This window comes from Methylobacterium sp. XJLW, assembly GCF_003254375.1.
GTDB classification, from domain to species: Bacteria; Pseudomonadota; Alphaproteobacteria; order Rhizobiales; family Beijerinckiaceae; genus Methylobacterium; species Methylobacterium fujisawaense.
On record NZ_CP016429.1, the window covers coordinates 1,636,555 to 1,649,364 of the forward strand.

The following is a 12,810-nucleotide window of genomic DNA, read 5'->3' on the forward strand; positions in this document are numbered from 1 at the left end:
CGCATCGTGCGTTTGTGAGCGCCACCACGTTTCCCGGTTCGAGGCGCGCAGCTATGGCGGTGCGGCACCGGTTGCGCGCACGCTCCGGTCGGGAGAGGACAAACGCCCGTGATGGACGCCCGCCTGCAGGCCGCGACGCCCTCCCATAGCGCCGCGCCCGCGGCCGGATCGGTGGCGGTCGTCACGCGGCGGCTCGATTCCCTCCCGATCACGCGGCTCCACGTGGCGGCGCTCGCTGTCTGCACGCTGGGCCTGTTTACCGACATCGCCGAGGTCGCCTTGAGCAACGCCTTGGCGGCCATCTTCCTCGCACCGCCCCACAACATGCCACGGGGCAGCCTCTCGCTGCTCCTCGCCTCCGTCTTCGCCGGTGGGGCGGTGGGCGCCCCCTTCTTCGGGATCCTGGGTGATCGCTTCGGCCGCAGGCGCGCCCTTCAGGCCTCCCTGGCGCTGATGGCCGCCGGATCTCTGGCGGCCGCCGCGAGCCAGGGGCTCACGGCGCTGACGCTCGCCCGCACGGTCTCGGGTTTCGCGATCGGCGGGTTTCCGCCCCTCGTCGCGACCTACCTCGCCGAGGTGACGCCGGCGCGCCACCGCGGCGCGACACTGATGGTCTGTGCCGGGATCGGGCTCCTCGGCGGCTTGGCCGTCCTCCTCCTGGTGCAGGCGCTCGCACCGGGGGCTCCCCTCGGCGTCGAACCGTGGCGCTGGGCCCTGATCCTCGGGGGCGCCCTGGCGGCCCTGGGCAGCATCCTGTTCGCGGGGCTGCCGGAATCGCCGCGATGGCTGGCCTCGGTCGGGCGACCCGTCGAGGCCGACGGGGCCTGCCGCCGGTTCGAGCGCGCGGCCGGCCGGGCGCCGGTCGTCGGAGCAGCCGACCTCGCCCCAGCGCCGGCGATACACGGGCCGGCGATACACGGGCCGGCGGGCTTTCGCGCCCTGTTCACCGGGACGCGCCAGACGCGCCAGACGGCCCTGTTCGTGGGCCTCTTCACGCTCGCCCCCCTGGCGACGATCGCCTTCCCGCTGCTCAGCGCCGTCGTGATGGTGGAGAAGGGCTTCCGGGTCGATCAATCCCTCGCCTTCGCCGCGCTGTCGATGCTCGGCCCGCCGCTGGGCACCCTCCTGACCGCGCTGGTGATCGACCGGCTCGAGCGGCGCGCCTGCCTGACGGCCCTGGCGGCCGCGATGGCGGCCCTGGGCACGGCCTTCGCGGCGAGCGGCACGTTCCTGACGCTGGTTCTCGTCGGCATCGCCTTCAACACCGCCGCGGCGACCTACGGCAGCGTCCTCGCCGTCTACGCCACGGAACTCCTCCCGACGCCGCTGCGGGCCTCGGCCATGACCTGCGCCTGGGCCGGCGGCCGGGTCGCCGCCGCCCTGGCGCCGCTCATCCTCCTGCCGGTCCTTTCGGCCTACGGACCGCACGCGATGTTCGCGGTGATCACGATCGTCCTCGGGGCCAGCGCCGCGCTGCTGCTTGCCGGACCGCGCGGCCTGTCCGGCCGGGCCGTTGCATAGGCCGCGCGGGGACGCCCCGCATCGTCAGGCCCGATCGGCGTCGGTTGCCAATCCGGCAAGATTCACACGATAGAGTTGCACAGGCGCTGGGACAGCGCCGCCGGGCCGGACGGGAGTGTCACACGTGTTGAGCCCGGTGCTCGTCCCAAGCCTCGTCGAGACGACCAATCACGTCGAGCCCAAGCAGGCCTTCGAATTCTGGCGCTGCACGGCCCTGGCCGCTTTCGGCGACATCGGCCGGCGGCATCCCCGGGAGCGCTTCGCGGCCAAACGCCTGACCGTGGCGTCGGCCGGCTGGTCGCTGACCCATACGGTCAGCAGCCCGGTGGAGCTGGAGTTCCGGTCCCGGCACGTCGACCGGAACGCCCGCGCGATGGTGGTGATCGGCCTCGGGCTCGACGGCATCGGCTATCACGAGCAGCACGGCCGCGGCGCCCAACTGAACCCCGGTGATATCAGCTTCCTGTCGCGGAACCGGCCCTTCGTGGCCGGCACCCAGAGCGCCTACGGCGAGATCCGGCTCGCCGTGCCGCGCGAGGTCTTCGAAGCCTGGGTCGGCGATGCGGACGCCTTCGCGGGCCGCAGCCTCAACCCGCACCCGGCCGGGGTGGCGTTCCGGACACGCCTGTGCACCGTGGCCGCCTCCATCGCCTGGATGTCCGAGGGCGAGGCACAGACCGCGATCGAGGGCGTGCTGCACCTTCTCGGCCACCTCGTCGACGGCACGGCCCGGCGCACGAAGCCCGCGGAGGTTTCGCAGGCGGCGGTGGTCTCGCTCGCCCGCGCCCATATCGCGCGCCGGATGCACGATCCCGACCTGAACCCACAGGACATCCAGAGGGCGCTGGGCCTGTCCCGGACGAGCCTGTACCGCGCCTTCGCGGAGACCGGCGGCATCGCGACGGCGATCCGCGACGCGCGCCTCGACCTCGCGCGCCGACGGCTGGAAGCTGCCCGCGACGACAAGGTGCGGATCGCCTCGATCGCCTATGCGTGCGGGTTCACCGACGTGCCGACCTTCAACCGCGGGTTCCGCAAGCGCTTCGGCCTGGCTCCGGGCGACATCCGGCCCGCGCGGCCTCAGGCGAACCGCGTCAGCCCGCGGCAGCCAGATCCGCCGCGCCCCTGACCTGGGCGGGGAAATCGAACACCGCGTCCGCATGGGCGATCGTCGCCGGGCGATGGGCCACGATGACCCGCGTCATGCGCAGGTCCCGCAGAGCCTCGGCGATCACCGCCTCGGTGGCCTCGTCGAGATGGCTCGTAGCCTCGTCGAGGAACAGGATCTCGGGCCGCCGGTAGAGGGCGCGCGCCAGCACGATGCGCTGCTTCTGGCCCCCCGACAGGGTCGAGCCCATGTCGCCGACGAGGCTCTCGAAGCCCATCGGCATGCGGCGGATATCGTCCAGGATCGCGGCCCGGGCCGCACATTCGGCGATCCAGCCGGCATCCGGATGCTCGTCGAAGGCGGCGATGTTCTCGGCGATGGAGCCCGCGAACAGGCCGTCGTTCTGCATCACGCCGGCGATCCGGCGGCGGTAGGATCCGGCGGCGGTGCGGATGTCCTGGCCGTCGGCGGCGACGATCCCCTCGGTCGGGGGCGTCAGCCCCATCATCACCTTCATGAGCGAGGTCTTGCCGCATCCCGAGGGACCGGTGATCGCGAAGCAGGCGCCGGCCCGGACCGACAGCGAGACCCCGCGGAAGATCCAGGGCTCGTCCGCGCCGTAGCGCAGCGCCAGGCCTACGCCGGCGAGCGCCCCGGCCTTCAGGGCGACGACCGGCGCCGCGGGCGGCGCGGCGGCAGCGAGATCCTGCTCCTCGGGCTCGCACAGAACGATGTCGGCGAGCCGGTCGGTCTGCACGTCGAGCATGCGCAGCTTGAACCACGCGTCGATCAGGCTGCCGATCCGCGTGGCGAACTGGTCGCGATAGGCCAGGAACGCCACCAGCATGCCGAGCGACAGCGACCCGCCGATCACGGCGCGGGCGCCCAGCACCAGCAGGATCAGGCGGTCGAGGCCGAACAGGAACTCGTTCGCACGGCCGAACACGAGGTCGAGGCGCTGCAGCCGCAGCCGGGCGTTCAGGGCCGTGACGAAGTGGTTCATCCAGGCGCCGCCGCGCCGCTCGCGCAGGTCGAGGAGCTTGACGCTCGCCATGCCGCGGACCGTCTCGATGAAGTGCGTCTGCTGGCGGGCCTCGGCCACGAGGGCCTCCTCGCTGCCCTCGCGATAGGCGCCGTAGGCGAAGACCCGGAGGATCGCGTTGAGCGCCGTCGAGGCCAGAACCACCGCGACCAGCCAGCCGCCATAGACCATCAGCATGGCCAGCATCCCGACCGCCATGAGGCCGTCGAGGACGGCCTGGACGAGGTCGGTCGTCAGGCCCTTCTGGATGGTGGCCAGGGAGCCGAACCGGGAAATCACGTCGCCGACATGGCGCTTCTCGAAATAGTCGAGGGGCAGCCGCGACAGGTGGTCGAACAGGCCGGCCGACCATTGGTAGTTCAGCCGGGTCCCGGCCAGCATGATCGCCCAGGTCCGGGCGATGCTGAGGCCGAGCTGGAGCAGCAGCAGCAATCCGAGGCCGATCGCCACCACGAGGAGTAGGTCGTGGTCGGCATTCACGATCACCTCGTCGATCACGACCTGCGAGGCGATGGGCATCAGCAGGGCGACGAGTTCGATCCCCAGGGAGAGGGCCAGCACCTGGGCCAGGGCGGCGCGGATGCCGGCCATATTGCGGAACAGGTCGCGCAGCCGCAGGCCCGGGTTGGCCCGCTCGCGCTTGAAGCCCGGGTTCGGCACCGCCTCCAGGGCGACACCGGTGAATTCCCGCGAGGCCTCCGCGAGGCTGATCCGGCGCCGGCCGCGGCCCGGATCGTTGATGACGAGGCCGCCGCGCTCGACACGGGTCAGCACCACGAAGTGGTTGAGGCCCCAGTGCAAGATGCAGGGGAGCCGGAGCCGGGGCAGATCCGTGAGCTCGACCCGCAGGGCGCGGGCGGTCAGGCCCTGGGCGCCGCAGAGGTCGATCAGGTTGCGCAGGGTCATGCCCTTGAGCGACAGGGGATGGCGCCGGCGCAGCGTGGCGAGGTCGAGCTGGCGGCCGTGATAGGCCAGGACCATGGCGAGGCAGGCCATGCCGCATTCGGCGGCCTCGGCCTGCAGGACGACCGGCACCCGGCGGCGAAGCCCGAAGTCCAGCCGGGCGGCACGGGATGGCGCCGTCACGGGGCCGCCTTCCGGACCGGCAGGGCGTCGAGGCCGCCGCGCGTGACGAGGGCGAGGCTTTCCCGGACATGCGCGACGGGATCGAGCAGCCAGCGGTAGAGCGACCGCTTCTCCAGGGCGATATCGGCCTCGACCCGCATGCCCGCCTCGAGGCTGCGCCGCTCGCCATAGGCCAGCACGGTGTCGGAATCGGGCCGGACGACGATGCGGTACAGGTCGGTCCCCTCCCCCCGGGCGGAGGCGCGCCGCGCGAAATCCGGGGCGTCGTCGCTGCCCAGCGGCGCCCGCGTGACCTCGGTGACGACGCCGCGATGCAAGCCGAAGCGCTGGAACGGGAAGGCGGCGTAGCGCAGCATCACCGGCGCGCCGGCCTCGGCGAAGCCGATGGCCGACGAATCGACGAACAGGTTGGCCTGGAGGCGCCCCGCGCTCGGCAGCAGGGTCAGCAGCGTCGCCCCGGCCGCCACGGTCTGGCCGACCTGCGCGCGGATCGACGTCAGGGTCCCGGCCTCCGGTGCCCGGACCTCGATGGCGCGGCGCGCCTCGCTCTCGGCCTTCTGCTGCGCCAGCTGGGCGGCGGTCCGGTCGAGGTCGGCGAGGTCGCGGGCCAGCCGGTCGTCGTAGGCGGCGAGCTGGGATTTCGTGTCGGCGAGCTTGCCGTCGACCTGGAGGCGGCTCTGCTGGAACTGCGCGAGTTGCGCGCTCGCCTGCATGTAGAGGTAGTTCTGGCTCTGGAGATCGGCGGCGCGGGCGAAGCCGCGCGCCACGGCGTCGGCGAGCTCCTCGACCCGCGACCGGAGCGGCGGCACCAGCTTCTCCTGCAGGTCGATCTGCTTGGCGAGCTGGGCGGATTGCTCGCTCAGATTCGCCACCTGCTCCCGGAGGGCCTGGCGCTCCGTCCCGGCCAGATCGGCCCGGGCGGCCCGCTGCCGCTCCACGCTCTGCCGCTGGCGCTCCAGCTCGGCGATCACCCGTTCCTGCGTAGGCCCGCTCGCCGACACGGCGTCGAGGTCGATCGTGTACAGGAGCTGCCCGCGGGCGACCTTGTCGCCCTCGCGCACCCCCGTCGAGCCGACGCGGCCGGCGACCGGGCTGGCGAGACTGATCAGACCGATATCGGGCGCGAGCAGGCCGACGGCGTGGATGCGGCGGGTATAGGTGCCCTGCCAGGCATAGAGGCCGACGGCCGCCACCATGGCCACGCAGGACAGGGCCACGATGCGGATCGGCAAGGGCTGGATGATCTGCGCCTCGCCCAGCCACGCATTGCGTCGTGCCTCTATAACTTCCAGTCGAAAGAGCGGACTTGGCACCCGGCTAAAGCAACCTTCCCAGAACGAGACCACATCTTCGAGGATAGCGCGCCTCAGCGTCATCCGGCTTGTTCGGTCGCATCGTACGAGTGCTGTGTCAACACTGCACGGGAATGCGAATTTTGTATTCCCGATGCCGCGTCAGATCGTCGCAATTTCTACAAAAATTCAACGATCTCAATTGCTTGAACGAAATGAGGGTCCGGCTTGTTTTGCGACGCAAAACAAGGTCAATTTTTGCGCGCTCTCGTGCTGCAGCGCAAAGATCGCGTCTTCGCGATGCTGTCGAGAGGCACGGGGCCCCAGCGAAGACGGCGCTCGATGCGAAAGCGCCTGGAGCGCGCCCTGGGAAAGGCAAGCCCGGTCAGTTTTTGCGCATTCGCCGAATTCGAGAGAACTCGACACGTATCGGCAGCCAGATACCGATTGACACGAAGCACATCTCTGTAATCCTAAAGGCAGGCGCCGACGTCCAAGGCGCCTCGACGCTGCGATCAGACAATAGATCGAGCAGAATAAACTTCTTCTTGAATCTCAATCAGGAGAACGATCATGCAGGACAGCATCGATACCGTCCGCGAGCTGAGCGCCACCGAGCTTGACCAGGTGGGCGGCGGCCTCGGGGTCGGCCTCACCGTCGGCCTGGGGGTCGACGCAAGCCAGGAACTCGGTGCGGTCTCGGGGGTCGTCGGCCAAGCGGGCAGCCTCGTGAGCGGCTTGGTGGGCAGCGTGCTCGGCGCGGTTGGCGGCCTCGTAGGCGGCGTGACCGGCGCCCTTCGCTGACGGAGGAGAATCGGGAGGGCGGCCGCGAGGCCGCCCTCCTCAGGCGCCCGAGGGCGACGAAGCCGGAACCGACTGGCCCGCATGGACAGCACGCCCGAGACCATCACGTACGCCACCAGCGGCAGTTCCGGACATCTCTCCGGCCGTCCCGAACTGACCTGCTGCGCGCCGGGCGACCGCGGTCTCCCGGAGATCACCTTCATCGATTTCCGCTTCGCCACCGGGGGCTGGAGCACGCATGCGGTCTCCGGTCTCGAAGTCGCCGCCAGCACGCAGCCCGCGGGGGCGCATCACGAGGTCGATTACGAGATCGCGGCGCGGTTGAGCGACCGCGAGGGCCTGCTGGTTCGGCGCCCCGGTCTGCACGGCACGACCCGGTGGGACGGCCCGTATACCGGCAGGGTCCTGTCCTTCTCGGCGGTGGCCGTCGAGCGCCTCGCGGAAGCGCCCATCGGAAAGATCGCGTTTGCGACCGACGGGCGCGACCTCCGCGCCTGCCGGAGCACCTGTCACATCCTCAGCGCGCTGAGCTACGCGCATCGGGACGATCCTTCGCCAGACCCGCTTTTGATCGAAAGCCTCCATCTGGCGGTCCTGCGCTCGGTCATCGCGGTCCGCACGGCGGGCCGGTCGGCCGGACCCGATCTGTCGGCATCGCAGGCCGGGCGCGCCTGCGCGTATATCCGCGAGCACCTGGACCGGGAGATCACCGTGTCGGCCCTGGCCGGGATCGTCGGGCTCAGCGAGGGCTACTTCATCCGGGCCTTCCGCCAGAGCACCGGGGTGACGCCGTACCAGTATATCATGCGCGAGCGCGTCGGCCGGGCCGAGGCTCTGATCCGCTCCGGCGCGGGGTCCATGGCGGAGGTCGCCGCGCGGTCGGGCTTCACGAGCGCCGGCGCCATGAGCCGGACGTTCCGGAAGCTGGTCGGGCGCTCGCCGACCGGGCGCACGGCCGGCCGGCGCGCCTGAGCGCCTAGCCGGCGGCCCGCCCCGTCGCCCCGCGAAACAGGTCCTCCATCTCGCGCCGGACGCGGATCGCCTCCTGGTCGGCCTCGTACGCGACGTCGCTCCAGCGCACGGCCCGGCCGGCGGGCACGTCGGTCTTGAGGACCATGTTGTGGGCGAGCCCGATCGGCAGGGCGTCCTGCGCCAGGGCCTCCGCCGCCGGCATCAGCTTGCCGTAGACGGTGAACCCGCCCTCGCCGTCGAGCCGCTCGCCGGCCCGCAGGGCGCGCTTGGCGGTGGCGGCGACGTCGCCGCGCCAGTCGCCGGTGGCACCCGTGGCCTCGCCGCGGACCGCGATGGAGGCCACCGAGATCCCGAGTTCCAGCCCGATCAGGTGATAGGGCTTGTAGGTGGCGGCGAACCGGCCGCTGGCGTCGGTCTTGAGGCCGTACTGGGCGAAGCAGTCGCGCACGTAGGGGCTCGGCGCCTCGAACACCGCGTAGACGCCCCAGCGCAGGTCCCGGAACACCGGGCGCCCGTCCCGCTCGACGGACGAGACCACCTCGACGGTGCCGCGCTCGGTGAGGAGGCCGCCATCCGCCACGGGCTTCAGGAGGCTCGGCAGGTCGTCGACGCCGCAGGGCGGGAAGGCGAGGCCGTCGCGCGGGGGGGTGAGCCCGCAGGCATTGGCCACCGCGGCCATCTCCAGGGCCGACTTGGTGCCGTCGAGGAAGGAGTTGAACATCTGCGGGTTGAAGTCGCCGCCCGCGACCTGGCTCTCGCTGAAGCCGTAATGGCCCCAGACCGTGTCGGGCGTGGAGGCATGGTAGGCCGGCAGGTACTTGGTGCCCTTGCCGGCGCAGATCACCTCCAGCCCGATCGTGCGCGCCCAGTCGACCAGCTCGGCGATCAGCGCCGGCTGGTCGCCCGAAGCCATGGAGTAGATCACCCCGGCCTCGGCCGCCTTGCGCGCCAGCAGCGGCCCGGCCAGCACGTCGGCCTCGACGTTGACCATCACGATGTGCTTGCCCGCCGCGAAGGCCCGCAGCGCGTGGCGGATTCCGGCGGCCGGGCTGCCGGTGGCGTCGATGACGATGTCCACGAACGGGCTCGCGATCATCGCGTCGGCATCCTCGGTGACGAGGGTCGTGCCGGCCCGGGCAGCCTCCTCCAGCCCGCGCGCCGCGAACCGGGCCTCCTCCCAGCCGACCCGCCGCAGCGACGCGCGCGCCCGGTCGGGCGACAGATCGGCCACGGCGATCAGGTGGATCCCGGGCGTGCGTGGCGCCTGCGAGAGGTACATCGCGCCGAACTTGCCGGCCCCGATCAGGCCGACCCGGACGGGCCGGCCCTCGTCGGCGCGCCGCTGCAGCTTGGCGAAGAGGGACATGGGGCGTTCTCTCTGGGGGCGCACGGTCGGGCTCGGGTCCCGCCGCGTTTGCCGCGTTGTTTGAACCTGCACCTAGCGCGGCTCCCGATCCCGTTGAGACCCGCCGCATGACAAGACTGGCACAACCGTTTCGACCGGGGGGACGCGCGCCGGACCCTGCACCGCCATTGGCTTCGGGGTCCGGGCTCGCCTCGCGTGCCCCGGATCGACGGCGTGAGGCGCCCGCCTGTCGCCGAAGCGATCCGGCCGACGACGATCACCGCGCCCATGTCTTTCCGCGCCAACATCTTTCCGCGTCAGGCCGGAACCGCCCGGCTCTCCACCTCCACGTCGAGCAGCCAGCGGCGGAAGGCCCGGATCTTCTCCAGGGCCCCGTCGCGCTCGCGGTAGCAGATGAAGTGCAGGTCCCGGGACAGGCTCTCGAACCGCCCGCCGCCGAGGCGCACCAGCTGCCCGGCGGCGAGTTCGTCCCGGGCGAACCGCAGGGTCTCCAGCGCCACGCCGAGCCCCTGGACGGCCGCCGAGATCACCAGCGAACCCCGGTCGAAGGCCGCGCCCGACGCGCCGGTCGGGACGGGCAGGCCGTTATGGGCGAACCAGTCCGGCCAGCGGATGGGGCTGAAGGACGAGTCCAGCCGGGTGAAGGCCCCGGCCGACCCCGCGGCCCGGGCAACCTCCGGCGTGCACAGGGCGGCGATCTCCTCCGGCCCAAGGGACTCGACGGTCAGGCCGGGCCCGCGCGGCGGCCGGCCGTAGGCGATCAGGATGTCGATCTCCTCGTGCCGGGCGAGATCCACCGGGTCGGCGCTGGTGGAAAGGCGGATGGCGATGCCGGGATGCGTCTCCACGAAGGCGGGGAGCCGGGGCCCCAGCCACTTCGCCGCGAAGCTCGGCGTGCAGTGGACGGCCAGCGACGAGGGCGGCGGCGGGCTCAGCTCGGCACAGACCGCCTCGATGGCGTCGAAGGCGCTGGAGAGCCCCGCGAGCAGGCGCTGGCCGTCGGCGGTGAGCGTCGCCTGACGGTTCGCCCGCCGGAACAGGGCCCGTCCGAACCAGCGCTCCAGGGCGCGGATCTGGTGACTCACCGCCGAGGGCGTGAGGTGCAGCTCCTCGCTCGCCCGCGCGAAGCTGCCGAGGCGCGCGGCCGCCTCGAAGGCCCGCAGGGCGGGGAAGCTCGGGATCCGGCGCATGGGACAATCCATGAATTGAATTCACGAAAAGCGTGAAAAATCGTCGTTTGTCAACGATTGGACGCAGCACGATAGTGCCGGCCGCGCCGCGCAGACGGTGGCGAAACGATAAAGTCTAGGGAGACACCGGAATGGCACAGGGGGTCATGACCCTCGTCGAGCCCAGTATCGACGAGACGACGCGGGTCTACCGCAAGGTTACGTGGCGCCTCGTGCCGTTCCTGTTCGCCTGCTACGTCGCGGCCTATCTCGACCGCGTCAATGTCGGTTTCGCCAAGCTGCAGATGCTGAGCGACCTGCAGTTCAGCGAAACCGTCTACGGCCTCGGCGCCGGAATCTTCTTTCTCGGCTACTTCCTGTTCGAGGTGCCGAGCAACATGATCCTCCACAAGGTCGGCGCCCGGATCTGGATCGCCCGGGTCATGCTGAGCTGGGCCGTCATCTCGGCGGCCATGATGTTCGTGACCTCGCCGACCTGGTTCTACGTCCTGCGCTTCCTGCTGGGCCTCGCCGAGGCGGGCCTGTTCCCGGGCGTGATCCTGTACCTGACCTACTGGTACCCGTCCGAGCGCCGCGGCGGCATCATCGCCCTGTTCATGACCGGCATCCCGATCGCCGGCCTGATCGGCGGACCGGTCTCCGGCTGGATCATGAACGCGTTTGCCGGCACGGGCGGCCTCGCGGGCTGGCAGTGGCTGTTCCTGATCGAGGCGCTTCCGTCCGTCGTGCTGGGCTTCTGCGTCCTCGCCTATCTCGACGACGGCATCCAGAAGGCCAAGTGGCTGAGCGCCGACGAGAAGGCGCTGCTCGCCCACAATGTCGCCGCCGACGGCGCCTCCGTGACCGCGCACCGGTTCCGGGACGGCTTCACCAGCGGCTGGGTCTGGCTGCTCTGCGGGATCTACTTCTTCTTCATCATGGGCCTCTACGGCGTCGGCTTCTGGCTGCCGACCCTGATCAAGGGCGCGGGCGTCTCCGACCCGCTGCAGATCGGCCTCCTGACCATGCTGCCCTACGGCGCCGCCGCCGTGGCGATGATTACGGTCGGGCGCCTGTCCGACGCGGCCCGGGAGCGGCGCTGGCACATCACGGTGCCGGGCCTCGTCGGGGTGGCGGGCTGGCTGGTCAGCATCCGGTTCAGCACGGACCTCGTGATCGCCGAGGCGGCGCTCACCGTGGCGACGATCGGCGTGCTGGTGACGCTCGCCCAGTTCTGGTGCCTGCCGACCGCCATCCTGGCGGGGGCGGCCGCCGCCACCGGCATCGCGGTGATCAACTCGGTCGGCAACCTCGCGGGCTTCGTGAGCCCCTACCTGATCGGCTGGATCATCGACACCACCAAGTCCACGAGCCTCGGCGTCTACACCCTCGCCGCGTGCCTCGCCCTGGGCAGCCTCCTGGCGCTGACGGTGCCCAAGCGCCTCGTCAACCGCTGACGCCCTCCCCTCACCCGACGAAAGGATACGCCATGCTCGACGATCATTCCCACGAGGCGCCCGTCGCCCTCGACCTGCCCGACGACGATGCCGGCCGCAAGCGGACCTCGATCTACCAGCCGGAGCAGGCCGGCCTGATCTTCCCGGAGATTCCGGAATTCGCCAACCACGCCGAGGCGCGCGACTACCGCAAGAAGCACCTCGTGGCCGCCTGCCGCGCCTTCGCGATGCACGGCTTCGACTACGGCTTCGCCGGGCACCTGACGATCCGCGACCCGGAGCGTCCGGAGCTCTACTGGACCAACCCGATGTGCGTGCACTTCTCGCAGGTGCGGATGTCGAACCTGATCCTGGCCGACCACAAGGGCCGGGTGGTCGAGGGGCGCCACGCCATCAACCGGGCGGGCTTCGTCCTCCACGCCGCCGTGCACGACGAGTACCCCGAGGTCATGGCGATGTGCCACGCGCACACCACCTACGGCACCGCGTGGTGCGCCACCGGTCGGCCCCTCGACATGATCAGCCAGGACGCGGCGGCCTTCTACAACAGCCACGCGGTGATCGGCGCCTCGGCCGGCGCCGTGGCGGTGGAGAAGGAGAGCGGCCTCTCGGTCGCCCAGCAGATCGGCCGCAACCGCGGCGTGCTGCACCAGAACCACGGCCTGCTGACCTGCTCGCACCACAGCATCGACGACGCGGCCTTCTGGTTCATCGCCCTGGAGCGGGCCTGCAAGCAGCAGCTCCTCGTCGAGGCCTCCGGCATCAAGCCGCAGCTCCTCTCGGAGAAGACCGCCCGCTACAGCCGCGAGCATGTCGGCAGCGACTATATCGGCTGGCTGCACTTCCAGACGCTGTACAACCACATCGCCGAGACCCAGCCCGACATGTTCGCCTGAGGCCCGGCGGGCGCCGCCCCCGCGCGGACGGCGCCGCGACGCGCATCGGGGCCGGCCGCGAGGCCGGCCCTTCCGCTATGGGCCGGTATGGGCCGGT

At 71.1% G+C, this 12,810-nt stretch carries 10 protein-coding genes; 6 read left to right on the plus strand and 4 right to left on the minus strand.

Going from position 1 to position 12,810, the window contains the following annotated elements:
* Nucleotides 1-111 precede the first annotated feature (111 nt).
* Together A3862_RS07610 and A3862_RS07615 are read left to right on the plus strand one after the other, a co-directional pair.
* Nucleotides 112-1,521 carry an MFS transporter gene (locus A3862_RS07610; protein WP_210274656.1) on the plus strand — a complete coding sequence of 470 codons (1,410 nt, stop codon included), beginning with the start codon at nt 112-114 and terminating at the stop codon, nt 1,519-1,521.
* A gap of 124 nt (nt 1,522-1,645) precedes the next feature.
* The gene (locus tag A3862_RS07615; RefSeq protein WP_111473467.1) at nt 1,646-2,650 is read left to right on the plus strand and encodes a helix-turn-helix domain-containing protein; all 1,005 of its coding nucleotides are present in this window, start codon (nt 1,646-1,648) and stop codon (nt 2,648-2,650) included.
* Here A3862_RS07615 and A3862_RS07620 read toward each other — a convergent pair.
* Both A3862_RS07620 and A3862_RS07625 read right to left on the minus strand, forming a co-directional pair.
* Nucleotides 2,616-4,757, minus strand: a complete 2,142-nt coding sequence (locus A3862_RS07620; protein ID WP_053609667.1) for a peptidase domain-containing ABC transporter — start codon at nt 4,755-4,757, stop codon at nt 2,616-2,618. The genes A3862_RS07615 and A3862_RS07620 overlap by 35 nt on opposite strands.
* The gene (locus A3862_RS07625; protein WP_043357543.1) at nt 4,754-6,070 is read right to left on the minus strand and encodes an HlyD family secretion protein; all 1,317 of its coding nucleotides are present in this window, start codon (nt 6,068-6,070) and stop codon (nt 4,754-4,756) included. Before A3862_RS07625 ends, A3862_RS07620 begins: the two co-directional genes overlap by 4 nt.
* Before the next feature lie 552 nt (nt 6,071-6,622).
* Between A3862_RS07625 and A3862_RS07630 the strand changes: the two genes are divergently transcribed.
* Both A3862_RS07630 and A3862_RS07635 read left to right on the plus strand, forming a co-directional pair.
* Nucleotides 6,623-6,853 carry a hypothetical protein gene (locus A3862_RS07630; RefSeq protein WP_043357549.1) on the plus strand — a complete coding sequence of 77 codons (231 nt, stop codon included), beginning with the start codon at nt 6,623-6,625 and terminating at the stop codon, nt 6,851-6,853.
* 81 nt (nt 6,854-6,934) lie between these two features.
* On the plus strand, nt 6,935-7,825 hold the full coding sequence (locus tag A3862_RS07635) for an AraC family transcriptional regulator (RefSeq protein WP_111473468.1): 891 nt from the start codon (nt 6,935-6,937) through the stop codon (nt 7,823-7,825).
* 4 nt (nt 7,826-7,829) lie between these two features.
* Here A3862_RS07635 and A3862_RS07640 read toward each other — a convergent pair whose 3' ends face one another.
* Together A3862_RS07640 and A3862_RS07645 are read right to left on the minus strand one after the other, a co-directional pair.
* Nucleotides 7,830-9,191 (minus strand): NAD(P)H-dependent oxidoreductase, encoded by a 1,362-nt coding sequence (locus A3862_RS07640; RefSeq protein ID WP_111473469.1) that lies wholly within the window; start codon nt 9,189-9,191, stop codon nt 7,830-7,832.
* Nucleotides 9,192-9,487: 296 nt separating this feature from the next.
* Nucleotides 9,488-10,381 (minus strand): LysR substrate-binding domain-containing protein, encoded by an 894-nt coding sequence (locus A3862_RS07645; RefSeq protein ID WP_111473470.1) that lies wholly within the window; start codon nt 10,379-10,381, stop codon nt 9,488-9,490.
* A 131-nt stretch (nt 10,382-10,512) separates the two neighbouring features.
* Here A3862_RS07645 and A3862_RS07650 point away from each other — a divergent pair, with 131 nt between their 5' ends.
* Both A3862_RS07650 and A3862_RS07655 read left to right on the plus strand, forming a co-directional pair.
* Nucleotides 10,513-11,817 (plus strand): MFS transporter, encoded by a 1,305-nt coding sequence (locus A3862_RS07650; protein ID WP_043389044.1) that lies wholly within the window; start codon nt 10,513-10,515, stop codon nt 11,815-11,817.
* Nucleotides 11,818-11,849: 32 nt separating this feature from the next.
* Nucleotides 11,850-12,713, plus strand: coding sequence for a class II aldolase/adducin family protein (locus tag A3862_RS07655; RefSeq protein WP_111473471.1), 864 nt, complete (start codon nt 11,850-11,852; stop codon nt 12,711-12,713).
* Nucleotides 12,714-12,810 lie beyond the last annotated feature (97 nt).